The 24,491-nt window shown below is 43.2% G+C and carries 26 protein-coding genes and 3 pseudogenes; 14 read left to right on the forward strand and 15 right to left on the reverse strand.

The window, feature by feature from the left end; genetic code table 11:
* Position 1 precedes the first annotated feature (1 nt).
* From CCS41_RS10885 to CCS41_RS10910, 6 genes are all read right to left on the reverse strand, one after another.
* Entirely contained in the window at positions 2 to 286 is a 285-nt protein-coding gene (locus CCS41_RS10885) for a YqjK-like family protein (RefSeq protein WP_072549996.1), read from the reverse strand.
* Positions 283 to 678: a phage holin family protein gene (locus tag CCS41_RS10890; RefSeq protein ID WP_119797578.1), complete on the reverse strand. Its 396-nt coding sequence runs from the start codon at positions 676 to 678 to the stop codon at positions 283 to 285. The genes CCS41_RS10885 and CCS41_RS10890 overlap by 4 nt, the downstream gene beginning before the upstream one ends.
* A 2-nt stretch (positions 679 to 680) precedes the next feature.
* Positions 681 to 986, reverse strand: coding sequence for an ElaB/YgaM/YqjD family protein (locus tag CCS41_RS10895; protein WP_072549998.1), 306 nt, complete (start codon positions 984 to 986; stop codon positions 681 to 683).
* 110 nt (positions 987 to 1,096) lie between these two features.
* Entirely contained in the window at positions 1,097 to 1,462 is a 366-nt protein-coding gene (locus CCS41_RS10900) for a DUF1090 domain-containing protein (RefSeq protein WP_072549999.1), read from the reverse strand.
* 154 nt (positions 1,463 to 1,616) lie between these two features.
* The gene (gene mzrA, locus CCS41_RS10905) at positions 1,617 to 1,991 is read right to left on the reverse strand and encodes an EnvZ/OmpR regulon moderator MzrA (RefSeq protein ID WP_072550000.1); all 375 of its coding nucleotides are present in this window, start codon (positions 1,989 to 1,991) and stop codon (positions 1,617 to 1,619) included.
* Entirely contained in the window at positions 1,988 to 2,671 is a 684-nt protein-coding gene (locus CCS41_RS10910; RefSeq protein WP_072550001.1) for a DedA family protein, read from the reverse strand. Before CCS41_RS10910 ends, mzrA begins: the two co-directional genes overlap by 4 nt.
* 487 nt (positions 2,672 to 3,158) lie before the next feature.
* Here CCS41_RS10910 and murB point away from each other — a divergent pair, with 487 nt between their 5' ends.
* Together murB and birA are read left to right on the forward strand one after the other, a co-directional pair.
* On the forward strand, positions 3,159 to 4,196 hold the full coding sequence (gene murB / locus CCS41_RS10915) for a UDP-N-acetylmuramate dehydrogenase (RefSeq protein ID WP_072550002.1): 1,038 nt from the start codon (positions 3,159 to 3,161) through the stop codon (positions 4,194 to 4,196).
* Positions 4,193 to 5,152 (forward strand): bifunctional biotin--[acetyl-CoA-carboxylase] ligase/biotin operon repressor BirA, encoded by a 960-nt coding sequence (gene birA, locus CCS41_RS10920; RefSeq protein ID WP_072550003.1) that lies wholly within the window; start codon positions 4,193 to 4,195, stop codon positions 5,150 to 5,152. The genes murB and birA overlap by 4 nt, the downstream gene beginning before the upstream one ends.
* Before the next feature lie 49 nt (positions 5,153 to 5,201).
* Here the strand turns inward: birA and ilvA are convergent, their stop codons facing one another.
* From ilvA to CCS41_RS10965, 9 genes and pseudogenes are all read right to left on the reverse strand, one after another.
* Positions 5,202 to 6,746, reverse strand: coding sequence for a threonine ammonia-lyase, biosynthetic (gene ilvA, locus CCS41_RS10925; RefSeq protein WP_072550004.1), 1,545 nt, complete (start codon positions 6,744 to 6,746; stop codon positions 5,202 to 5,204).
* Between the two features lies 1 nt (position 6,747).
* A pseudogene (gene ilvD, locus CCS41_RS10930) lies at positions 6,748 to 8,600 on the reverse strand (dihydroxy-acid dehydratase).
* Positions 8,601 to 8,707: 107 nt separating this feature from the next.
* Positions 8,708 to 9,631: pseudogene (locus CCS41_RS10935) on the reverse strand (branched-chain amino acid transaminase); the annotation flags it as partial.
* Positions 9,632 to 9,748: 117 nt separating this feature from the next.
* Positions 9,749 to 10,018: an acetolactate synthase 2 small subunit gene (ilvM, locus tag CCS41_RS10940; RefSeq protein ID WP_072550006.1), complete on the reverse strand. Its 270-nt coding sequence runs from the start codon at positions 10,016 to 10,018 to the stop codon at positions 9,749 to 9,751.
* Positions 10,015 to 11,664, reverse strand: a complete 1,650-nt coding sequence (gene ilvG / locus CCS41_RS10945; protein WP_072550007.1) for an acetolactate synthase 2 catalytic subunit — start codon at positions 11,662 to 11,664, stop codon at positions 10,015 to 10,017. The genes ilvM and ilvG overlap by 4 nt, the downstream gene beginning before the upstream one ends.
* Positions 11,665 to 11,802: 138 nt before the next feature.
* Positions 11,803 to 11,901: an ilv operon leader peptide gene (gene ilvL, locus CCS41_RS10950; protein ID WP_119797763.1), complete on the reverse strand. Its 99-nt coding sequence runs from the start codon at positions 11,899 to 11,901 to the stop codon at positions 11,803 to 11,805.
* Positions 11,902 to 12,166: 265 nt separating this feature from the next.
* On the reverse strand, positions 12,167 to 12,385 hold the full coding sequence (locus tag CCS41_RS10955; protein ID WP_072550009.1) for a SlyX family protein: 219 nt from the start codon (positions 12,383 to 12,385) through the stop codon (positions 12,167 to 12,169).
* Between the two features lie 55 nt (positions 12,386 to 12,440).
* Positions 12,441 to 13,529: a hypothetical protein gene (locus CCS41_RS10960; protein ID WP_072550010.1), complete on the reverse strand. Its 1,089-nt coding sequence runs from the start codon at positions 13,527 to 13,529 to the stop codon at positions 12,441 to 12,443.
* 289 nt (positions 13,530 to 13,818) lie between these two features.
* Positions 13,819 to 15,111: a hypothetical protein gene (locus CCS41_RS10965; protein WP_072550011.1), complete on the reverse strand. Its 1,293-nt coding sequence runs from the start codon at positions 15,109 to 15,111 to the stop codon at positions 13,819 to 13,821.
* A gap of 251 nt (positions 15,112 to 15,362) precedes the next feature.
* Here CCS41_RS10965 and fkpA point away from each other — a divergent pair, with 251 nt between their 5' ends.
* The 12 genes and pseudogenes from fkpA to rplW all read left to right on the forward strand — a co-directional run.
* Positions 15,363 to 16,214: an FKBP-type peptidyl-prolyl cis-trans isomerase gene (gene fkpA / locus CCS41_RS10970; RefSeq protein WP_072550012.1), complete on the forward strand. Its 852-nt coding sequence runs from the start codon at positions 15,363 to 15,365 to the stop codon at positions 16,212 to 16,214.
* A 67-nt stretch (positions 16,215 to 16,281) separates the two neighbouring features.
* Positions 16,282 to 16,671, forward strand: a complete 390-nt coding sequence (gene tusD / locus CCS41_RS10975; RefSeq protein ID WP_072550013.1) for a sulfurtransferase complex subunit TusD — start codon at positions 16,282 to 16,284, stop codon at positions 16,669 to 16,671.
* A 32-nt stretch (positions 16,672 to 16,703) separates the two neighbouring features.
* Complete coding sequence (gene tusC, locus CCS41_RS10980) at positions 16,704 to 17,075, forward strand: sulfurtransferase complex subunit TusC (protein ID WP_119797764.1); 372 nt, start codon at positions 16,704 to 16,706, stop codon at positions 17,073 to 17,075.
* Positions 17,076 to 17,262: 187 nt separating this feature from the next.
* Positions 17,263 to 17,550: a sulfurtransferase complex subunit TusB gene (gene tusB, locus CCS41_RS10985; RefSeq protein ID WP_072550015.1), complete on the forward strand. Its 288-nt coding sequence runs from the start codon at positions 17,263 to 17,265 to the stop codon at positions 17,548 to 17,550.
* A gap of 157 nt (positions 17,551 to 17,707) precedes the next feature.
* On the forward strand, positions 17,708 to 18,082 hold the full coding sequence (gene rpsL / locus CCS41_RS10990; protein ID WP_072550016.1) for a 30S ribosomal protein S12: 375 nt from the start codon (positions 17,708 to 17,710) through the stop codon (positions 18,080 to 18,082).
* Between the two features lie 97 nt (positions 18,083 to 18,179).
* On the forward strand, positions 18,180 to 18,650 hold the full coding sequence (gene rpsG, locus CCS41_RS10995; RefSeq protein ID WP_072550017.1) for a 30S ribosomal protein S7: 471 nt from the start codon (positions 18,180 to 18,182) through the stop codon (positions 18,648 to 18,650).
* Between the two features lie 105 nt (positions 18,651 to 18,755).
* On the forward strand, positions 18,756 to 20,912 hold the full coding sequence (fusA, locus tag CCS41_RS11000; RefSeq protein ID WP_072550018.1) for an elongation factor G: 2,157 nt from the start codon (positions 18,756 to 18,758) through the stop codon (positions 20,910 to 20,912).
* A 69-nt stretch (positions 20,913 to 20,981) separates the two neighbouring features.
* Positions 20,982 to 22,166: an elongation factor Tu gene (gene tuf, locus CCS41_RS11005; RefSeq protein WP_072550019.1), complete on the forward strand. Its 1,185-nt coding sequence runs from the start codon at positions 20,982 to 20,984 to the stop codon at positions 22,164 to 22,166.
* Positions 22,167 to 22,449: 283 nt separating this feature from the next.
* A complete protein-coding gene (rpsJ, locus tag CCS41_RS11010; protein ID WP_072550069.1) occupies positions 22,450 to 22,761 on the forward strand; it encodes a 30S ribosomal protein S10 in 312 nt (103 codons plus the stop codon).
* A 32-nt stretch (positions 22,762 to 22,793) separates the two neighbouring features.
* Complete coding sequence (gene rplC, locus CCS41_RS11015) at positions 22,794 to 23,528, forward strand: 50S ribosomal protein L3 (RefSeq protein WP_072550020.1); 735 nt, start codon at positions 22,794 to 22,796, stop codon at positions 23,526 to 23,528.
* Between the two features lie 15 nt (positions 23,529 to 23,543).
* A complete protein-coding gene (gene rplD / locus CCS41_RS11020) occupies positions 23,544 to 24,149 on the forward strand; it encodes a 50S ribosomal protein L4 (protein WP_072550021.1) in 606 nt (201 codons plus the stop codon).
* A pseudogene (gene rplW, locus CCS41_RS11025) lies at positions 24,146 to 24,298 on the forward strand (50S ribosomal protein L23); the annotation flags it as partial. The gene rplD and the pseudogene rplW, both read left to right, overlap by 4 nt.
* Positions 24,299 to 24,491: the final 193 nt, after the last annotated feature.

Consider the following 24,491-nt stretch of genomic DNA (forward strand, 5'->3'; position numbering starts at 1 on the left):
CTCAGCGTAAAAAAAGGTTACGCCGTAATAACCGGATGGCTCCCCAAGTGCCTATAGTGCGTTTAGACCAGCGGAATATAAATCGGGGATGACGCACAGCATACAACACTAGCAAGCTTGATCCTATCAGCAAATATTTACGCATACCGACCACTTTGAGCCAGCCACGATCGTAAGAAGTCACTACCTGTCGCCAACGAGCATTATGGTCAGCGAGATCCTGGCGTTGCTGTTCAATCACATACAGCAATTTATTTTTCTCTTGCTCCCGTTGCTGGCGGTTCATTTACTTCTTCCCAATAAATGGCAATCGATGGCCAGTTGTTTACGGGTCGCTCCCAGTATCGAGGTTCTACGCACCTTGACTAATGCCCAGATGATGCCTACCAAAGCTAGTATCAGCAATATTGCAGTAGTGATGGCGAGGGCTATTAAGCGATAAGTAGGATCAATCGACCAGATTATCAACACCAGCAGACCGGCTAACCCAAAAATGGCGAATAGCAGGGCAATGCTGGCGATAATAAACAGTTGGACAAGCGTTGCTTTGCTCTCTTCCAATTCAATAGCCACCAGGCGTAAACGTGTTTCTACCATGCCAGCAACAATGGTTGCAACACGACTAATAATACCGAGGATCCCACCCGCAGGCCCTTTGGCATTAGGTTGCTTAGTCATAATTAACGTCGCGATAACAAAACGCCCAATACCACACCTATCGCAGCACCGATACCGACACCCGCCCATGGGTTATCATGGACATAAGTATCCGCCTGCGCGGTAATTTTTTTACCATGAGCAGTGATTTTATCGCTGGTTTCAGATAAATGTTCCCGTATATCTTTCAGCGCATTTTCTGCTTTGGCGCGTAGCTTCTCCAACTCCGCTTTGGGTTTGTCGGTTGAAGAATCGAGCACCTCTTCTACGGCGTCTGAGAGTGAGTCAAGTTCATTGCGTAAATTTCCAAAAGTAGCATGTTGTTCCATATAAATAACCTCTTGATATAGGTGCTGAAGAACGTTTGATCCAGTTAGAACCTGTCTGAAATCTCTTGCGCTCGCTGATACAAATAGTTTTCCGATGACCTATGGTGAAATTATTTTGCTTGTATTGCTTGCAATTCGGCTTTGGCTTCATCTAATTTACGTTGCTTTTTCATGATTTTTTCACGATCACCGCTTTCTTTGGCAGCAGCTAACTGTTGTTGGCTTTCCATTAATTTTCGCTGTTGTTTAACTATTTTTTGCTGCTTCTCGCTTTGCAAATTTTTTTCATTACAGTTGGCTTTTATCTCTTGTTGCGCTGTTTTCAGACCTGTGACGCGCTCGGTATTGTTATGCCCTCTGGAGTAGTCGATTTGTCGTTGTATCTCGTGCATTCGGTCTTGGCACTCGTTAGCTTGGCTGAAGCCACAAAAAATAACAGTCGGCAGGGCCAGTAGAAAATAATGACGTAGCGACATAATTAAGTTGTCCTGATCTAAAAAGACACAATAGCGGCAAACTTTTACTTCATGCTATACAGCAAACAACGTCGAAGATTAATAGTACTACCGCTCAAAGCTAAGCATAGCGTTAAATATTATAATCCCCCAAATTTACTTTAATATTTTTTTATTAACTGCTTATTGAGTTGGGTAGCCAATTAAAAGGGGTCCTGGCTTCGCTTAATACGATGTCATAGCCTTGTGGCAAGAGAGTATTGAGTACTGCCATTGCTTTTTTCTGATGCTCTGGGGATTCAAAGCTAACTACCAATGCGTCATTTTCAGGGGTGATACTTTTAAACTGGATGCCTTGTGCATCAAGATATTGATATACGGAAAAGCCATCCGGTGGCATTAATCCTTGCTGATTAGAGCTGATTTTTAAGGTATTCTTTGTCGGTAACATAATGGGCATAAGAAATATTACTACGACTAATAAGGTTAATACCATCAGCCCCAGATATTGCCAATTAGAAAGGTGGACATCAGTCTTAAATCGGATCATAAGCTGTTCCCTTTATCATGATTTGCATTGATGCGTTTTTTGCGCCATAGAAAATAGAGTGAGCCAAATAAGCCAATCACCAGTAATGCTAAAGGCAGTAATATTAGAAAAAACATCATTTGATCTTCATATTTAACGAAAACTGGCGTTTTACCTAATGCGAATCCTAAAGAAGTGAGGATAAGTACCCAAAGCAAACCGCTAACCCAATTAAAGAACTGAAAACGCGTATTACTCAAACCAGCGATACCAGCAATCGTCGGTAACAGGGTACGGATAAAAGCTAAAAAACGTCCCAACAAGAGAGCAGACAAACCATGACGGTAGAACAATTGGTGGGAGCGTTCATGATAATGAGCAGGAAGATGAGCAAGCCATCCTTGCACAATTTTGGTATTGCCCAACCACCGACCCTGAATATAGCTTAGCCAGCATCCTAGGCTGGCAGCCATCGTTAGCACAATCACCGTGATGGGGAAGTTCATCGCATCCTTTGCTACCAATACACCAACAAGAATAAGCAGGCTGTCGCCCGGTAAAAAGGCGGCGGGGAGTAGGCCATTTTCAAGAAAAATTATTATAAACAACAAGATATAGATAGCCCAAACCAAAGAGGGATTCGCCAGCGTTTCATAATCCTGCTGCCATAGCGCGTGTAAAAGTTTAAAAATAATATCCATGTGCTATTCCTAATGACCAGACCTCTTTCGAAACCTACTGCTTGGTGTGTATCCCGTGTGGAGTAGTACTTGCCCCATCCTCATATGCCCGAGTGCACCCCTTATGCTTTGTTTTTTTAATTGCCTTCGGGGATGCGGGATTAAAAAAAACACCACTCTAGCAAAATCACAGGATATGAAACAGGGAAATATAGGGTGATAGGTAATGTTTATTGATCTATCAGATAAATACGGTAGTTATCTGATATGAATATATTTAAGCACACTCTCTGAGAACCTGTTCGAAATCTCTTGTGCTCGCCGTGTTTTGGTCAAATAATTCGTCAAAAACGTGCTCAACATGCTTATTTACTCCCTTTTTTGTATACAAAGAGTAAACTACATCTTTTTGCCTGTTTTTTTCACCACTTCACTTAAACAAAATATCATCTCAGTATTAGGTCGGTTAAACTAGACAGCCAGTGAGCGAGAACGAGTACTTATTTTCATGTCGAATCAAGGGCAGTCCCTAAAACATCTCAATACTTTTGCTTTACCTGTATATGCTACTCGGGTAATAGGTATTAATTCAGTCAGCACATTAATCACTGCCTGGCACGAAGCAAGGATGGCAGATCAATCTGTTTTATTGCTTGGTGAAGGCAGTAATGTGTTATTTGTCGAAGATTTTTCGGGAACCTTGTTACTGAATCGGATCAAAGGTATTAGCTGTACTGAGGATAGTGGCGCCTGGTATTTGCATGTCGGTGCTGGTGAAAACTGGCATCAGTTGGTCTGTTATACATTACAGCATTGTATAAGGGGGCTAGAAAATCTGGCCCTGATCCCTGGCTGTGTTGGCGCTGCCCCGATCCAGAATATTGGCGCCTATGGGGTTGAATTACAAAATGTCTGTCAATACGTTGATCTGCTCGATCTGAATAATGGCGTAAGTCAGCGCTTGATGGTCGAAGATTGTCAATTTGGCTATCGCGATAGTATTTTTAAACATTGTTACAAAGAAGGTTTTGCTATTATTGCGGTAGGGATTAAATTAACCAAGGCATGGATCCCAACATTAAGTCATGGTGATTTAACTCAGTTGGATCCATTAACCGTTACTGCTGAAGAAATTTTTAATCAGGTCTGTGCTACACGTCGCCGCAAACTCCCTGATCCAGCTGTCACAGGTAATGCCGGTAGTTTTTTTAAAAACCCAATAGTCAGTAGAAAAAAGGCAATGGAGATCCTGAAAAAATACCCTAGGGTCCCTTATTATATTCAGCCTGATCATTGTATAAAACTGGCGGCAGGGTGGCTGATAGACAGTTGTGCTTTAAAAGGCCATCGTATAGGGGGCGCAGCAGTGCATCAGCAACAAGCTTTAGTGCTAATTAATATCAATAATGCCGTCAGCCAGGATATATTAGATTTAGCCCGTTATGTACGTAGACAGGTGGTCGCGAAATTTGCAATTTACCTGGAGCCAGAAGTTCGTTTCATTGCAGCGAATGGAGAAATAAATTCAGTGGAGTGTGTTGGGTGAAAAATATCAGAGTTCCTTTAAGATTAATTAATATATTGGCTGATGGTTTTTTTCATTCCGGTGAGCAATTAGGTGAAATAATGGGAATGAGCCGTGCCGCCATTTGTAAGCATATTCAAACTATTAGAGAGTGGGGATTAGATGTATTTACCTTATGCGGAAAAGGTTATTGTCTACCTTATCCGATACAATTACTTAACGAACAGATAATACTTAGCTATATGCCTTCAGGACGAGTGAATGTTCTATCTGTAGTGGACTCAACCAATCAATATTTGTTAGAACGCATGAATGAACTCCAACCCGGTGACGCCTGTGTTGCCGAATATCAAAGTGCGGGTCGTGGGCGGCGTGGTCGTCAGTGGATATCACCATTTGGCGTTAATCTTTATCTCTCCATGTATTGGCGTTTGGAGCAAGGTCCTTCCGCTGCTATCGGGCTAAGCCTGGTTATCGGTATAGTGATGGCAGAAGTATTAAAAAAGCTGGGTGCGCACGATATCCGGGTAAAATGGCCAAATGATCTTTATTTACATGATAAAAAATTGGCAGGGATCCTAGTAGAATTGACAGGTAAAACTGGCGATGCTGCTCAATTAATTATTGGCATGGGTATTAATCTTTTAATGCGAGGATCATCCACAGATTTAATCAATCAGGGTTGGATTAATTTACAGGAAGCGGGGATTACTATTGACCGTAATCAATTAACTGCAGAGTTATTATCGGTATTACGACGTGAAATAGCTAAGTTTGAAAAAAATGGATTAACGGATTTTATTCCACGTTGGTTTGAACTGGATAATTATCTTGATCGCCCGGTAAAATTGATCATTGGAGATCAGGAAATACTGGGTATCGCTAGAGGTATTGATCCAGAAGGCGCATTACTATTGGAGCAAAATGGTGTAGAAAAAATCTATCTTGGTGGTGAAATATCGCTACGTGGCCTGTAGATTAACCCTCAATATACCATTGGGCGGCGCTTATGATAATTTCAACCAGTTAGCCCGTCAAAAAAAAATTAAAAGCAGGATTGTCCGTTTCATCATTGCAGTGGTAGCCTAACTTTGTTAGATGCTGTTTAAATTCTGCTTCTACTGTAGCCAGTTCAAAAGCGGCTAGCACTCTGCCACAGTCAGTACCGTGGCCACGATAATGAAACAAAGAAATATTCCAGCAGGTACCCAGGGTTTGTAGAAACCTCAATAAGGCACCAGGTGATTCAGGAAATTCAAAACTGAATAATTTTTCATTTAACGATTTGGAAGGTCGCCCGCCAACCATATAACGAATGTGTAATTTAGCCATCTCATTGTCAGAGAGATCCGCTACCTGATAACCCTCTATTTGTAATGTAGCAATGATCTCTGCCCGTTCGATATCGCCACCTGTTAAACGTACGCCAACAAAAATGCGCGCGTTATTAGCATCTGCATAGCGATAATTGAATTCAGTGACTGAACGCCCGCCCAACGATTGGCAAAAACGGAGAAAACTGCCTTTTTCTTCGGGAATAGTGACTGCTAGCAGCGCTTCTCGTTGTTCACCGAGTTCGCAGCGTTCAGAGACATAACGCAAGTCGTGGAAATTGACATTGGCTCCTGAAAGAATGTGTATGAGTCTTTCCCCTTGGATCTGTTTTTCTTGAACGTATTTTTTCAGACCGGCTAGCGCCAAAGCGCCAGAAGGTTCGGCGATGGCGCGTACATCTTCAAACAAATCCTTGACTGCCGCACAGATAGCATCGCTATCAACGGTAATCACGTCGTCTAGATAATCGTGACATAAACGGAAAGTTTCATCACCAATGCGGCGTACGGCAACCCCTTCGGCAAACAAACCTACCCTGGTGAGATCAACCGGGTTGCCTGCCGTCAATGCAGCACACAGGCAGGCTGAATCCTGTGTTTCGACACCAATGACTTTGATATTTGGCATCAATTGTTTGATGAGTACCGCCACCCCTGCAGCCAAGCCCCCACCACCAATCGGGACAAAAATTCGATCCAAAAGGATATCTTGTTGTAATAATTCCAGTGCCAGCGTGCCTTGTCCTGCTATCACCGCTGGATGATCAAAGGGTGGCACAAAGGTGTAACCCTCTTGCTGTGCCAATTCGATGGCTTTTTCTTTTGCTTCATCAAAATTATTGCCAAATAACAGTATTTTTCCGCCGAAATTACGTACGGCATCCACTTTAATTGCCGCTGTCGCTAACGGCATAACGATTAATGCATTAATGCCCAGTTTGGTTGCCGCAAGAGCGACTCCCTGAGCGTGATTGCCAGCAGAAGCCGTGATCACACCGCAGACTCTTTGATCAGAGGTGAGCGCTTTCATCATGGTGTAAGCACCACGCAGCTTAAAGCTATGTCCTGGTTGCTGATCCTCACGTTTGACTAAAATAGTATTTGCCAAACGACTGGATATTTTATCCATTATTTGTAACGGAGTGACCTTTGCTACTTCATATACCGGTGCACTTAGGATTGCACGTAGATATTCTGCATCGCAGGGCGTAGCAGAGAGAGGTTGTGATGCTGCCATATTATTTGCTTCCTAATTTACTTTTATCACGGACGGCACCTTGATCAGCGCTGGTTGCCAAGAGCGCATAAGCCCGCAACGCGTAAGAAACTTGCCGTTTACGGGTTTGTGGGGTCCATGCACGATCACCACGGGCTAACTCAGCACAGTGCCGTGTCAGCAGTTCGCTGTCAGTAATATTCAATTTCATACTGCGTTGCGGGATATTGATAGAGATGATGTCTCCATCCTGGACTAAACCGATCACGCCACCGCTGGCGGCTTCAGGGGAAACGTGACCAATGGATAAACCTGATGTCCCGCCGGAAAAACGACCATCGGTAATCAAGGCACAGCTTTTACCTAATCCCATCGATTTTAAATAGGTGGTCGGATAAAGCATTTCTTGCATACCAGGCCCCCTTTCGGTCCCTCGTAGCGGATCACTACGACATCACCGGCCATCACTTGACCGCTTAAAATGGCGGTAACCGCGTCGTCTTGGCTTTCATATACTTTGGCGACGCCCCTGAAAATTAAATTATCCTGATCCACCCCTGCGGTTTTTACGATACAGCCGTCGGCAGCGATATTGCCGTATAACACCGCTAAACCGCCATCCTGACTGTATGCATGCTGGTGGTCACGGATACACCCTTGCTGACGATCGATATCTAATGAGGGATAGCGGCACTGCTGTGAAAACGCTTTGGTAGTGCGGATCCCTGCCGGACCCGCGGCATACATTTTTTTAACTTTATCATCATGGGTGAGTATCACATCATAGGCCGTCAGTGTTTGCAGCAGATTCAGACCCAACACATTGTTAACGTCCGTATTCAGTAAGCCTGCACGATAAAGTTCGCCCAAAATAGCCATGACTCCACCGGCGCGATGTACATCCTCCATATGATATTTTGCGCTGCTAGGTGCCACCTTGCACAGATGAGGGACTTTACGTGATAGACGATCAATATCTTCCATGGTGAAATCAATCTCACCTTCCTGCGCGGCAGCCAGCAAATGCAACACTGTATTGGTAGAGCCACCCATTGCAATATCCAGTGTCATCGCATTTTCAAACGCGGCTTTATTGGCGATACTACGTGGCAGTGCCCCGTCGTCATCTCCTTCATAATGGCGTCGAGTCAAAGTAACAATATGTTGACCGGCAGCAAGAAATAATTCTTTACGATCGGCATGTGTTGCTAGTAGAGAACCATTCCCTGGCAACGCCAAGCCTAGCGCTTCATTGAGGCAATTCATCGAATTAGCGGTAAACATGCCAGAACAGGAACCACAGGTCGGGCAAGCGGAACGTTCAATTTGTGCGCTCTCTTGATCACTGACTGCGGGATTGGCACCCTGGATCATCGCATCCACTAAATCAAGCTTGATAATTTGATCCGATAATTTCGTTTTACCGGCTTCCATTGGTCCACCGGAAACAAAAATAACCGGAATATTGAGCCGTAAAGCGGCCATCAGCATACCGGGGGTAATTTTGTCACAATTGGAAATGCAGACCATTGCATCAGCGCAATGTGCATTGACCATATATTCTACTGAATCGGCAATTAATTCGCGTGAAGGCAGTGAATACAACATGCCGCCGTGGCCCATGGCAATACCATCGTCCACAGCAATGGTATTGAACTCTTTTGCAACACCACCGCAGGCTTCAATTTGTTCGGCGACCAATTTACCCAAATTACGCAAATGCACATGCCCAGGTACAAATTGGGTAAAAGAGTTTACGACGGCAATAATCGGTTTGCCGAAGTCTTCATCAGTCATACCGGTAGCGCGCCACAGCGCTCGCGCGCCCGCCATATTGCGACCGTGGGTAGTGGTATGGGAACGGTATTTAGGCATTATGTTTTACTCTCCTCTGAAGATCTGTTCGAAATCTGTTGTGTTCGCTGATGACGGTTTCGCACAGGTTTTGAGCACTCGTAAAGATCTCGTGCGAAATTTTCTGTTGGATTGACGGGATCCAACCAGCCCCATTTGTCTTCAGTTTCACCATTAAACAAACCAAAAAATGCCTGTTGGATCCGTTTGGTGATGCAGCCACATCTACCGCTACCAATTTGAATACCATCCACACTGCGTACCGGTGTGATTTCTGCCGCGGTACCGGACATAAAAATTTCATCTGCCAAGTAAAGTGACTCGCGGGATAACACCTGTTCACGCACTTCCAGCCCACTGTTTTTAGCCAATGTGATAATCGCATCACGGGTGATACCTGGCAGCGCCGCAGAGGTCGAGGGGGGTGTAAAGATCACCCCGTTTTTTACTTCAAACAGGTTTTCACCTGCTCCTTCAGAGAGATAGCCATGCACATCTAACGCAATCCCTTCTTGATAGCCGTGGCGACGTGCTTCGCTACTCACCAATAAAGAAGAAAGATAATTACCCGCGGCTTTCGCGGTGGTGGGGATGGTATTAGGTGCCATCCTGTGCCAAGAGGAAACCATTGCATCAATCCCTTCTTCGAGTGCTTCCTTGCCCAAATAGGCACCCCAAGGAAAAGCGGCAATAATCACATCTGTTTCGTAATTTTCTGGTGGATTGACACCCATTCCGACATCACCGATAAACACCAATGGACGAAGATAAGCACAGGTCAATTTATTTTTACGTAAGGTTTGTCGGCTGGCAGCCATTAATTCATCAACGGATTCTGTGATGGGCATGCGATAAATCTTGGCCGAATCATGTAAACGTTGCATGTGTTCACGATGACGAAAGATGACGGCACCCTTGTAAGATTCATAACAGCGCAGGCCTTCGAAAACCGAGGTACCATAATGCAGTGCATGTGACATCACATGAATTTTTGCCTCTGCCCAGGGCACCATCTCACCGTTGAACCAAATATAATCTGCTTTTTTTGTCATCTTACTTTTTCCTCTGAGTGATCATGCAGGAGTTTGTATAACAGAAGTTGTATAATTTGAATGTATTAATTATGGTTAATATATTGATATTAAATATGTTCAATAAAAGTGATCATGTTATGTCGCCTTTGCTACATCGGTAGTTGTCCTGTACGTGGGTTGCACGATCTCAACATGGGTGACATCCATTAATTTATTGAGCTGAGAAGAAAGTAAATCGACTGGGCGTTGGCTGGCAACGGTCAGTTCAATATTAATATTGCTATTTGTCATCGACATCATATTCATTGTGTGAATACAAAAGCCACGATGACGTACTACGCGCAAAACACGCTCTATTATTTCAGGACGAAAGCGGGTTTTGATTGAAATCTGATGTTGTCTCATGATTTTACATCCTCCATCATGGTGGCATTACATGCCCCTGGCGGAACCAGTGGCCAAACGTTTTCGTGTTCATCGATACAAACTTGCAGCAGGTAGGGGCCTTCACTGGCAAATAATGTTGCCAAAGCGGCCTCAACCTGATCCTTACGGGTAATACACTGACCGGGGATATCGAAGGCGCTAGCCAGAGTGATAAAATCGGGATTGTCTGACAAATTGGTTTCGCTATAGCGTGCCTCAAAAAACAGTTGCTGCCACTGACGAACCATCCCCAAACGCTGGTTATCCAATAAAACAATTTTTAGCGGTAATTGTTTACGTTTTATCGTCCCTAATTCCTGTACGTTCATCATAAAAGAGCCATCACCGGTTACACAGATCACCTGATCTTCAGGGCGCGCCATCTGAGCGCCTACGGCTGCGGGAATACCAAACCCCATAGTGCCTAGCCCGCTCGAGGTAATAAAATTTTCCGGACAGCTAAAGGACATATGTTGTGCTGCCCACATCTGATGTTGACCAACATCTGTTGTCACAATGGTGGAAGCCGTTTTGCGTTCGGAAATCTGTTTCAATAACAGCGGCGCGTAAATGGCTTGACCAGGATGATCATAACGGCAGAAATATTGCTGTTTTAATGCCAGGACTTCTGCACACCATTTTTCGATCGGCAAGGCTTGTTGCAAGGATGGCAGCAAGGTTTTTAGGTCGCCTTGCAACGTCACGTGCGCTCGTCGTAATTTATTTAACTCTGCGGGGTCGATATCCATGTGAATGACTTTTGCTAAGGGCGCGAACTGATCCAGCTTACCGGTCACACGATCATCAAAACGAGCACCCACCGCCATCAACAAATCACATTGCTGTACTGCTAAGTTTGCCGCTTTAGTGCCATGCATACCTAACATCCCCAGATAACAGGGATGATTGTTGTCGGCGGCACCTAATCCTTTTAGCGTGACTACCGTGGGAATATGCGTTTGGGCAATAAAATTGCGCAATGCTGTGACCGCTTGAGCCATGCCTACACCGCCACCAACGTACAATATTGGTTTTTTAGCGGTGGCTAACAGGGCGTCAGCTTGCTGTAACTGCGCATCAGCATCGATAAAATGGGCTTTCGTTGCGAGCGGATAAGAGATAAATTCACCACAGGCGAGCTGAATATTTTTGGGGAGATCGATTAAAACCGGTCCAGGACGTCCACTGTTAGCGATGGCAAAGGCTTCAGCCATGATCTGCGGCAAGGCTTCCAGTGATTCAACCAAAAAACTGTGTTTGGTACAGGACAGTGATAAACCCAGCATATCAATTTCTTGAAAGGCATCAGTACCGATAGCGGCAGAGCTGACTTGTCCGGTAATGGCAATGATCGGCACTGAATCTAACAAAGCATCCGCCAGACCTGTGACCAGATTGGTGGCGCCAGGACCGGAGGTCGCAATACAGACACCCACTTTACCGCTGGTACGTGCATAACCGATAGCCGCTATCACTGCGCCTTGCTCATGTCGACACAGCAGATGTTCAACACCTCCGTCATACAGAGCATCGTAGAGTGGCATGATTGCGCCACCGGGATAACCGAATACTGTATCAACACCCTGTTGATGTAACTCTTGAACGACAAATTGCGCACCATTCATAGTTATTTTCCTTTGTTTTTACGAGGAAAACGGTATTTTGTTCTGTTGTTCATGCTATGTTCCTCGCATTTTTAATGACCAATAAAAAACCCCCGCACCGAAAGGTTCGGGGGTTTTTTGAGATTCTGGCTTTTTTTTCTAAGCCCTTCGTCTTCCAAATGCAACCCCGCACGGTGGGATAAGAATCACCACCACGCTAATGAGGAGTAGGTTAATCACTTGGAAAGTTGTTTTCATCATTGAGTCATCTATTGTCTTTTGTCGAATTGAGTACATACAGAGTTATCATAGCTATATGATTTATGGCAACATTTTTTTTCATTTATTATTCTTTCGATGGGCACTGTCATGATACAAATCATGTTAATTATCAAAAAGTAATAGCTAATTTTTCCTAATCAGTTTTTTTTGCATTTCTTCCGATGTCTTTACCCTCGGTGAGGGATTTCGAGGTAATCTTCATACCATTGGTTACGGTTTTGCAAGAAATTTCGAGCCGGTTCTAATAGTGTGGCGGCGGAGTTTCTTCCGCCGCAGAGGCTAACAGTGAAGTCTGTGATGTTTGTAATTTCTCACTCAACAAATGCAAATGCCCCTGCAATTTTGTGATTGCCATCTGGTGCTCAATCACACTTAGATTGAGTTCTTCAATGGTGGCTTCCTGGAAAGCTAATCGGCTTTCCAGATCTTCAAGCCGTTTCTCGAGGGGAGATAGGGGCATTTGTTGGTCCTTGCATCTTTTGTTTTAAATGGGGCTGAAAATTTGGATCGTATATCTAAGCTTCTTTTTGTGTTGATAATACACTGAGTATATTTTGAACCTTCTCAAATATACGATTTAACTCATTTTGAAAGTTACTTATGTCTACTGTTAAAGAGTTGTTAGAGACGATTTCATTTATTTTTGTATGGAAGTCAGACATGAAATCGGGATTCGTACCATTATCTGATTCATATCTTTTATGTATGCTAGATAAAGTAGATAATTCTTTGATACTGTCAAGTATCTTTATGTTTGATATATCTAGATACCATAAATTTGGTGAGTCTTGTGGAGGTATTTCTTTTGAGCATACATTACTTAATTCTTCTATATTTTCTACCAATGCTGAGGAGTACGTCATTAGGGACCCAATAATTCTTTCACTTCTTGTTGTCCTTAGTTTTTTATCGTTTTGCTCAAGAGGAGGATTCATGTTCAAGAATGCTATAATTTCTTCTAAAACTTCGTTTGTATTTTTTTTTATTTGTTCTATCTTAGTAGCGACACTATCAGTAGGGCTAGAATTTTCCATAACAACATTAGGACACTCCTGAAGAGTCGAAAGAGTTTGCGGCACTACTATGGGAGTAGTTTGGGAATCTGCGCTAGGCGGACAGTTTTCAAATTCCTGAGTCACTCTTAAATCGCTCAACTCAAGTACCAGATTGAGTTTCCTCAGTTTATCATTAACCTTCCTCAGTACATTGTCTATTACCCCATTGTCTATTACTCCATTTATGCTAATAGTTGTACTATATGTATCATAAGTAATAATAATATTATTATTAATCTTATCAATAGTATACTCTACGTGTTCTTTAAAATCGTATGGCAATTTATTGATGAGGGCAGTTAGTTGTGTAATGAGTTCACTTTGATTTTTTTTATCACTTGGAGTCGCTGAATATTTTTGAGCTTTTAACAAAGTATCTTGTATATCGCTTTCGCTTATAAATTTGGTAAATATGCTTTTAAGCCATTCAAATAATTCCTTTAAAATATCTATGAATCTATTTGAAGGTGGCTGCTTTTTTTCAGTTTTACATGGTTCTACAATCAGTTCGGATCCTGATGCTCCTACGGGCATTACTCTCATAGTCATAACCATCTCCTATTACACAGTTACTTTTTTATCATTTTATCTCATTCAGTAAGGTGTTTTTATAATTTCATCCAATAAGTTCTTAGATAACCACACTTTTTATTTTTTTTAAAATAAACAAATGTAACTTTTTATTAAAATAAAAACGCTGGCTTTTTTGGGTGGTCTGGCTCAGTCAATTAAGCAACTTATTGGAAATGAAATCCTTTTCATTATTGAAAAAATAGTTGTCTCATGCTGAGAAAAACATCTTTTAATCATGATGTTTTTCTCTAACTAGTTATTTAATTTAAGACAATTGTTCAGAAACCTCACGGAATTTTTTCGCAAGTGATAGAAGCCCATTTCCTCCATTACTAGCACGAGAAGTTCCCACATCGGGTAGAAGGCACGTTCTTTCATCATGAGCACGATGAGATCTTTTGTTAGAAGGAGAAGTAAGTAATGATTCTATAGCACAAAGATGTTCTGCCAAAATACCGGGCCTGTCTTCTGGTTTTAATGTGTTATCTAGAGTTTCGAGAGCTGCTTTCAATGTGTTAAGATCTTCTTTAGTCTTAAATTGTGACAAGGGAACCTGAGTTAGAAAATTCTGAACATAGTTTTTTAGTAAAGTCGTAATATATGTTTGAGTTTCACCTAATCGGCAAAAAAATTTATTATCTTTATTAGGGCCTATAGCCTGAATAACTTTCTTTTTCACCTGAAGAACTGGTTCCGGCATTTGACTCGAAGTGAGTAATATTTTTATGAGTTCTTTTTCATCTATCTGATTTAGATTGAAATGCTTATTATCCATCTTAAGAAAATTAGAGAGTTTATCTATTTTTTTATAGGCCTTTTCCATTTCTATTTTTATTGGGTTTTTGTCATCGCAAATCGAAGCATCTATAATTTTTTCCCACTCGTTGGAGTCTATTTTCTTAAATTCTTTTAATGCGTATCTAAGTTTTATAATCATTTCATCAGTAGGTTCTCCCCCTTTTTTACTAATTTCGTCCAAACATTGTTTAACAACACTTTGTAATTTTTCAATGCTAGAAATTGGGGCAGAAACAGTACCACTATCATAGATTTTTTGAATATTAGCTCTTAGTACGCGAAATTGATAACGCCAATCATTGGCTGAATTTGTATTAGCTGGTATACAAGCTGGTTTATTGCTGTTTATTGTTACTTGTTGTTTTGGTAGTAGTTGTTGACTACAAAAAAAATCGTCTAAGTCTCTCTCTTCAGCTGTTAGATTAATTTGTTTTATTAAAGAATTTGCATAATTCAGCTTAATAACTGTCCCGTTTTTATTCCAATCCACCGTTATATTAAATTTATTTTTATAATCGTATGGAGTGCTATTTATCAAATCCGAGAAGCCATTTTTTATTGCTATACGATTATCTTCAGAAGATATATAACCATATATTTTACGCAACTGCGCTTCTTTTGTTTCGTCGGCACCAAAAATAATTTTTCTAAAAAAATCAAAAAATTTATCCCAAGAAGTTAGTTTAGGCTCGAAAGCTTTATCTACATTTTGGAATGAGGAAATATTTAGTGGATTAAAAACTGTAATTATACATGACATGAAAATTCCTCATTAAATAATAAATTTCAGGAATTATAAGTAAATCCTGCTCACATGCTTTCGAAAAGCCCCCGAAATTATGATTTAATTTTTAATTAATATGCTTTCTAACGGATTAATCAGTAAAAAAGTGTGAAAATCGTTTAACCTGTATGAATGTAAGGATTGTTTTCTCTATGCCGTGGACGCTATAGTATGCAGCTCTTGTCATTTTTGCTTAAGTAAAACAGCTTAAGCCATTGGAGAGATAGATGAAGTCACTGTTTAAAATCACCCTGCTGGCAAGCACCCTGGCACTGACCCTGAATACTACTCAGACTTTGGCTGCGGAAGAAATCGCCAAAGAACCTGTCAAGCCCACACTGGATAGCCACTTCAAAAATACAGAGCAACAAACTGCTTATGCGTTAGGTGCTTCTCTCGCGAGCTATATGGAAAATGCGTTTGCAGAACAAAAAAAACTCGGCATCTATACATTGGATAAGGATCAGATTATTGCCGGTGTTCGAGATGCGTTTGCTAACGAGAATAAATTGAGCGATGAAGAAGTTGGAAAAACCCTGGAAGGGTTTGAAGCACAGGTAAAAGCGGCGGCTAATGTAAAAATGGCGCAAGAGGCTGCAAAAAATGCTGAGATTGCCAAGAAAAATGCGGTACAAGGTGATGAGTACCGTGACTCTTTCGCTAAAAAATCCGACGTGAAGAAAATGGCATCGGGGCTGCTATACAAAATAGAGAGGCCGGGAACCGGTGTTACGCCAAAAGACAGCGATACCGTGAAAGTTAATTATAAAGGCACTCTGATTGACGGTACTGAATTTGATAACTCTTATAAGCGTGGTGAGGCAACCTCTTTCCGTCTTGATAGCGTAATTGTTGGTTGGCAGGAAGGTCTAAAAAAACTGAAAAAAGGGGGCAAAATTACTTTGGTGATCCCACCTAGTCTGGCATACGGTAAAAACGGTGTTCCAGGCAGTATACCTGCTGGATCTACGCTGGTGTTCGAGGTGGAGCTGTTGGATGTGCTCCCCGCAAAAGCCGTGGAACCTGTAAAAAAAGAAGAGGCGAAAGTAAAAGAAAAATCTGTAGCGACCACTGAGTAGCTGCTACAAACAGTCTGTGTGTTCGACGCCATAATCGCTCAACGCTGTAGATTTCGCAGGAGGTTCAATGCACTGTTTGAACTATTGTTTGCTGGTTACTGGCCCTGCATACGGCACTCAGCAAGCCAGCAGCGCTTATCAATTTGCAAAAGCGTTGTTGGTTGCAGGTCATCAGTTGACTAGCGTTTTTTTTTATCGCGAAGGGGTGTTGAACGCGAATCAATTGACGGCACCGGCCACAGACGAATTTGATCTGGTGCGGGCATGGCAAAAGTTAGCTCGCGATAAGGCGATAACACTCAACGTCTGCGTAGCAGCAGCATTGCGGCGTGGTGTCAGCGATCAAGCGGTACAGGGTGATCTTGGCGTGGCCAGCTTACAACCCAATTTTACATTTAGCGGCTTGGGCACGCTGGCTGAAGCGCTGTGGACCTGTGACCGTGTGGTGCAATTTTAGCCCCGATACATGGTTCGACAATGAAAGAAAAAATGAACTCGGTCGCCTTTGTTTTCACACACTCGCCTCACGGTTCCGCCGCAGGCAGAGAAGGGTTGGATGCGTTGCTTGCTGTTTCGGCATTGACGGATGATGCGGACAGGGTTGCGGTGTTCTTTATTGCTGATGGTGTGTTGCAACTGTTACCACAGCAACAGCCAGAAAAAATTCTAGCTCGAGACTACATTGCTACTTTCGGTGTGTTATCGCTGTACGATGTGAAAAAATGCTATCTGTGTGCAACTTCATTAGAGCAACGTGGGCTTGATATCAACGGCGAATGGGCTATCGATGATGTCACCCTATTATCTCCAGCAGATTTGAGCCGTCAACTGAAAACGTATGATGTTGTACTGACATTTTAAGAACCTATTCGAAATCTCTTGTGTTCACTGATGCTTCGTCAAAAACACGCTCAAAATGCTTATCTACTCTCTTTTATTGTATATAAAAGAGTAAACTGCGCTCTTTCGCGCATTTTTTCCTCCCTTGAGCACAGTGAGAAAGATTTGGAACAGGTTCTAAGGTTATTAATCAGGATAAGATATCAATATGTTGTACAGTGTCAGTCGTTCTCCGTATCAATGTGATTTAGCCTCTCTGTTAAGATTAGTGACACCACAGGATGACATCTTGTTTTTGCAGGATGGCGTGGTGGCGTTAGTAAAGAAGGGTGCAATTTATAACTTGATGTTAAGTCAACTGAAAAATCTGTTTGTACTGGAAAATGATTTGGTAGCGCGTGGCTTGCGTTATCAGATATCAGATCATGTTGAGGTGATCAACTATCATGCTTTCGTTGATCTCACTACCAAACATCGTCAGTACTTGGCATGGTAAACACCACAGGGTATAACAGCCCAGGCAATGTTGTATATTTCTTGACTCCTTGCATTGTCAGCCATAGAATTCTGCGTCCTCTTACTTTGCCAGCTATGCATAGGGAGGAAGATTTGTCACCGTTTACACAGAAAAAAAATTAGGAGCTTGTTTAATAATGACAACGATTAACCAGCTGGTTCGTAAGCCCCGCAGCAGGAAGGTTGTGAAAAGCAACGTTCCTGCTCTGGAGGCTTGCCCGCAAAAACGTGGTGTTTGTACCCGCGTGTATACCACCACACCGAAAAAACCTAACTCTGCGATGCGTAAAGTGTGTCGTGTGCGTTTAACTAACGGTTTCGAAGTGACTTCTTATATCGGTGGTGAAGGCCATAACCTGCAGGAGCACTCAGTGGTTCTGACTCGTGGTGGTCGTGTTAAAGACTTACCTGGTGTTCGTTACCATGTCGTTCGTGGTGCACTCGACTGCTCGGGCGTTAAAGACCGTAAACAGGCACGTTCCAAATACGGTGTGAAGAAGCCCAAATCTTAATGGTTCTCCGTTAAGTAAGGCCAAACATTTTCATTCTAATGTCAAAATAAACTCGTAGAGTTTTGGACAACCCTGAATTAACAACGGAGTTATTTCCATGCCACGTCGTCGTGTTGTTGGTCAACGTAAAATTTTGCCAGATCCTAAATTCGGATCTGAGCTACTGGCCAAATTTGTTAATATCCTGATGGTAGATGGTAAAAAATCTACTGCTGAAGCCATCGTCTACAGCGCGCTGGAAACCCTGGCTCAACGCTCTGGTAAAAATTATCTAGAAGCTTTTGAAGTCGCGCTGGACAATGTACGTCCTACGGTAGAAGTTAAGTCGCGTCGTGTCGGTGGCTCTACTTATCAGGTGCCAGTTGAAGTCCGTCCGGTTCGCCGTAATGCCTTGGCAATGCGTTGGATCGTTGATTCTGCGCGTAAACGTGGTGATAAATCAATGGCTTTGCGCCTAGCGAATGAATTGTCCGACGCAGTAGAAAACAAAGGTGCTGCCGTTAAAAAACGTGAAGATGTTCACCGTATGGCCGAGGCTAACAAAGCGTTCGCCCACTACCGCTGGTGATTTCACTATCATCTGCTGATCACTAAGCAGGAGTATGCTAACCATGGCAACACTGCAGTAGCAGGTTTGGTATGGGTTAACCTGAACGTTTTTAGGAGAAATTAAATGGCCCGTAAAACGCCCATTGAGCACTATCGCAATATCGGTATCAGTGCGCATATCGATGCTGGTAAGACAACCACTACCGAGCGTATTTTGTTCTATACCGGTGTAAATCATAAAATCGGTGAAGTGCATGACGGGGCGGCAACGATGGACTGGATGGAGCAGGAGCAGGAGCGAGGGATCACCATTACTTCTGCTGCGACTACCTGCTTTTGGTCTGGTATGGCCGAACAGTTTGCATCTCATCACATCAACATTATTGATACCCCAGGGCATGTTGATTTCACTATCGAAGTGGAACGTTCCATGCGTGTTCTTGATGGCGCAGTGATGGTTTATTGTGCTGTGGGTGGTGTTCAACCACAGTCTGAAACTGTATGGCGTCAGGCGAATAAATATAAAGTTCCACGTATCGCGTTCGTCAACAAAATGGATCGTATGGGTGCTAACTTCCTACGTGTTGTTGGGCAGCTACGAGATCGTTTGAACGCAAATCCAGTGCCAATTCAGCTAGCTATAGGTGCAGAAGATAATTTCACCGGTGTTATCGATCTGGTGAAAATGAAAGCCATCAACTGGAATGACTCTGATCAAGGAGTTACTTTCGAATATCAGGATATCCCGGCCGATATGCAAGCATTGGCTGACGAATGGCGTGAACATCTGGTTGCAGCCGCCGCTGAAGCTTCGGATGAACTGACGGATAAATTCTTCGCCGACAGTAATTCTCTGACCGAAGAAGAGATCAAAAAAAGTTTACGTGATCGGGTATTGAGGAATGAGATCATCCTGGTTACCTGTGGTTCTGCCTTTAAAAATAAAGGCGTACAAGCCATGCTGGATGCTGTTGTCGAATATTTGCCAGCGCCCACTGATGTTCCAGCAATTGGTGGGATGTTGAGTGATAATACTCCCGCCGAGCGCCAATCTAGCGATGAAGAACCGTTTTCTGCATTGGCTTTTAAAATCGCCAGCGATCCTTTTGTAGGTAATCTTACTTTCTTCCGCGTTTATTCTGGTGTGGTTAAGTCCGGTGATACGGTATTAAACTCAGTAAAAGGGCAGCGTGAACGCTTTGGCCGTATTGTGCAAATGCATGCTAATAAGCGTGAAGAGATCAAAGAAGTACATGCGGGTGATATTGCCGCCGCTATTGGTCTGAAAGATGTGACGACAGGTGAGACTTTATGTGATCCGAACCCGAACAGTGTAATCATCCTTGAACGAATGGAGTTCCCAGAACCGGTTATCTCTGTTGCTGTAGAACCGAAAACCAAGGCCGACCAGGAAAAAATGGGTATGGCTTTAGGGCGTTTGGCGAAAGAGGATCCCTCCTTTCGTGTAAGGACTGACGAGGAATCGGGTCAAACTATCATCTCTGGCATGGGTGAATTGCATTTAGAGATTTTGGTTGATCGTATGCGCCGTGAATTTAATGTGGAAGCAAACGTTGGTAAACCTCAGGTCGCTTACCGTGAAACTATCCGGGCCACTGTTGAGCAAGAAGGAAAACATGCCAAACAGTCGGGTGGTCGTGGTCAATTTGGTCATGTGTGGCTAAAAATTGAACCATTGAGTTTCAATGAAGAAGAAGATGAAAAAGAAAGAGCAAGATACGAAGTAGATATAGAAGAAGGCTATAGATTTGTTAATAAAATCGTTGGTGGTGTTATTCCAAAAGAATACATCCCAGGGGTAAAAAAAGGCATTAAAGAACAGCTGAAGACAGGTGTTTTGGCTAGTTACCCCATCGTTGACGTTAAAGTAACCCTGTTCGATGGCTCTTTCCATGAGGTCGACTCCTCGGAGCTTGCGTTTAAACTCGCAGGTTTGATGGCGTTCAAAGCGGGTTTCATGAAAGCAAAACCCGTTTTGTTGGAACCCGTCATGAAAGTCGAGGTTGAAACATCAGAAGACTATATGGGTGATGTTATCGGTGACTTGAATCGTCGTCGTGGTATGATCGAAGGTATGGAAGATACGGCTGCCGGTAAGACAATTCGTGCTAAGGTTCCGTTGGCTGAAATGTTCGGTTATGCTACTGACCTGCGTTCTCAGACTCAGGGGCGTGCTTCTTACTCCATGGAATTTCAGCAGTACGATGAAGCGCCGCAGAACGTCGCTTGTACCATTATCGAAGCTCGTAATGCTAAATAAGCTTGCGATTTTAAAATTTAGATTCAGTGTTCTTTCTTTAACAAAGAGCACTAGAGTGAGGAAATAATCGTGTCTAAAGAAAAATTTGAACGTAAAAAGCTCCATGTTAACGTAGGTACTATTGGCCACGTTGACCACGGTAAAACTACCCTAACTGCTGCTATTACCTCAGTATTGGCCAAAACATACGGCGGTACCGCTAGCGCATTTGATGAGATAGATAACGCGCCGGAAGAAAAAGCGCGGGGTATCACCATCAATACTTCTCATGTTGAATATGATACTCCGACTCGTCACTATGCGCACGTTGACTGCCCAGGACATGCCGATTACGTAAAAAATATGATCACCGGTGCGGCTCAAATGGATGGGGCAATCTTGGTTGTTGCCGCAACAGATGGCCCAATGCCACAGACGCGTGAGCACATTCTGTTAGGTCGTCAGGTTGGTGTGCCTTACATGATCGTATTTATGAACAAATGCGATATGGTTGATGACGAAGAACTACTAGAATTGGTTGAAATGGAAATTCGTGAGCTTCTTACTCAGTACGAGTTCCCCGGTGAGGACACGCCAGTTGTACGAGGTTCAGCACTAAAAGCACTAGAAGGTGAGGAAAAATGGGAAGCGAAAATCATCGAGCTTGCTGATTATCTAGATAGCTATATCCCTGAGCCAAAACGTGATGTTGACAAGCCATTTCTGTTACCCATTGAAGATGTGTTTAGTATCGAGGGCCGTGGTACGGTAGTAACCGGTCGTGTAGAACGAGGTATTATTAAAAAGGGTGATGAAGTAGAAATCGTTGGTATTAAAGATACGGTTAAGAGTGTCGCTACCGGTATCGAGATGTTCCGCAAACTACTCGATGAAGGCCTCGCGGGTGAGAATGTTGGTGTCTTGTTACGTGGTATTAAACGTGAAGAGATTGAACGTGGGCAAGTCTTATGTAAACCAGGTAGCATCAAACCTCATACTGTGTTCAAAGCAAAGATTTATGTTCTTACCAAAGAAGAAGGTGGTCGTCACACTCCTTTTGTCAATAAATACCGTCCACAGTTCTATTTCCGTACTACTGATGTAACCGGTGCTATTGAATTGCCAGAAGGTGTAGCAATGGCGATGCCAGGTGATAGCATCGAGATGGAGGTTACCTTGATCCATGCGATAGCAATGGATGAAGGATTGCATTTTGCGATTCGTGAAGGTGGTCGTACTATCGGTGCGGGTGTTGTTGCTAAGATTATCCAGTAATTTCTAAGCAGTAGAAGGGCACTTCGGTGCCCTTTTCGTTTTTTTATTACAAAGATTGTCAACACTGTCTTGCTTCCTATCTTGATTTACGTATAATCCCGCTGGCTCGCCTGGTCTTGGTGGGTCATAAAGTTAGTCTGGCACTCAGTATCTTAATAATGTCAGCAAACAAATACTCCCGATAGGGGAGTTATATGTTGAACGACTGCGCTCTTCTCCCCGTTAATCGGAGGATGTGGGTGGTGGTTATTTACGTTTTATAAATAATTGGAGCTTTGGTCTCATGCAGAAACAAAGGATCCGTATCCGCCTGAAAGCGTTTGATCATCATTTGATCGATCAATCAACAGGAAAAATCGTCGAGACTGCAAAACGTACTGGTTCGCGGGTTCGTGGACCGATCCCATTGCCAACCCGTAAGGAGCGTTTTACTATTTTGACTTCTCCGCATGTCAATAAAGACGCGCGCGATCAATATGAAATTCGTACTCATGAGCGTCTGGTTGATATCGTTGAACCAACCGAGACAACCGTTGAGGCTTTGATGCGTCTTGACCTCGCTGCTGGTGTCGATGTGCAGATTAGCTTGAGTTAATCAGGTCATTGAACGATTGAGAGGTTGAAACAATGATTGGTTTAGTTGGTAAAAAACTGGGTATGACACGTATCTTCACCGAAGAAGGTGTTTCAATCCCGGTAACTGTTATCGAAGTGGAAGCAAACAGGGTGACTCAGGTTAAAACCCTGGATACCGATGGCTATTGTGCCATTCAGGTCACTACTGGTAGTAAAAAAGCAAGTCGTGTGAACAAACCTGCGGCGGGTCACTTTGCCGAAGCGGGTAAAGTAAAACTGGGTAGAACAGTGAGCAAAAAAGCGCGTAAAACGCGTGAAACGCGTGAAGATGCGCGTAAAAGAATGGGTTTAGAAACGGGTGAAAAACCGGGTGTAAAAGCAGGTCGTGGTTTGTGGGAATTCCGTTCTGCAGAAAGCCATGAGTATACTGTTGGCAACGAAATTAGCGTCGAAATTTTCGTAGATATTAAAAAAGTCGATGTTACCGGAACATCTAAAGGTAAAGGTTTTGCAGGTACGGTAAAACGTTGGAACTTCCGCACTCAGGATGCTACCCACGGTAACTCCCTGTCTCACCGTGTTCCGGGTTCTATCGGCCAAAACCAGACTCCGGGTAAAGTATTCAAAGGCAAAAAAATGGCCGGCCAGTTAGGTAATGAACGCGTAACCATTCAAAGCCTGGATGTAGTGCGTGTTGATGTTGAACGCAACCTATTGCTAGTCAAAGGTGCTGTACCGGGAGCGACCGGTGGCAATCTGATCGTTAAACCGGCTGTCAAGGCGTAGCGTCGAGGAGATAGAATGGAATTGGTAATAAAAGACGCGTCAGGCGTGCTGACTGTTTCCGAAACTACCTTCGGGCGTGATTTCAATGAAGCGCTGGTACATCAGGTTGTTGTTGCTTATGCAGCAGGATCCCGTCAAGGTACTCGTGCTCAGAAAACTCGCGCTGAAGTAGTGGGTTCAGGTAAGAAGCCCTGGCGTCAAAAGGGGACAGGCCGTGCGCGAGCAGGTTCTGTAAAAAGCCCTGTTTGGCGTTCTGGTGGTGTCACTTTCGCTGCGAAACCTCAGGATCACAGTCAAAAAGTAAATAAAAAAATGTATCGTGGTGCGATGACATGTATCTTATCAGAGCTTGTACGTCAAGATCGTCTGGTCCTTGTCGAAGAGTTTTCTATTGCGGCACCTAAAACCAAGTTGCTGGTGCAAAAGCTTAAAGAAATGGATCTAAAAGACGTACTGATTGTAACGAATGCAATTGATGAAACGTTGTATTTGGCCGCTCGCAATCTATACAAAGTCGATGTTTGCAACGCTGCGAGTATCGATCCAGTTAGCCTGATCGCTTTTGATACAGTGGTGATGACTACTGATGCGGTGAAGCAAGTTGAGGAGATGCTGGCATGATTCCTGAAGAGCGTTTGCTAAAAGTGTTACGTGCTCCATTGGTCTCTGAGAAGGCGACTGTAGTAATGGAGAAAAATAATACTATTGTTGTTAAAGTTGCTAAAGACGCGACCAAAGCAGAAATTAAAGCGGCAGTGAATGAATTGTTTCTTGACACTGGTGAGGCAACTTCTGCACAGGTCAGCACGGCGGTAAATAGCCTGGATTTCTTGAGCGATGCAGAAATTGTGGTGGAACTGCATAAATTGTTCGCAGCTACAGGTGCATTTAAAACAAAAATTACCACTGTTATGAATGAACTGTTCAGAAAAACCAAAGAAAAGGTGACTGAAACAGAAGTCA

The organism is Candidatus Fukatsuia symbiotica (assembly GCF_003122425.1).
Lineage (GTDB): Bacteria > Pseudomonadota > Gammaproteobacteria > Enterobacterales > Enterobacteriaceae > Fukatsuia > Fukatsuia symbiotica.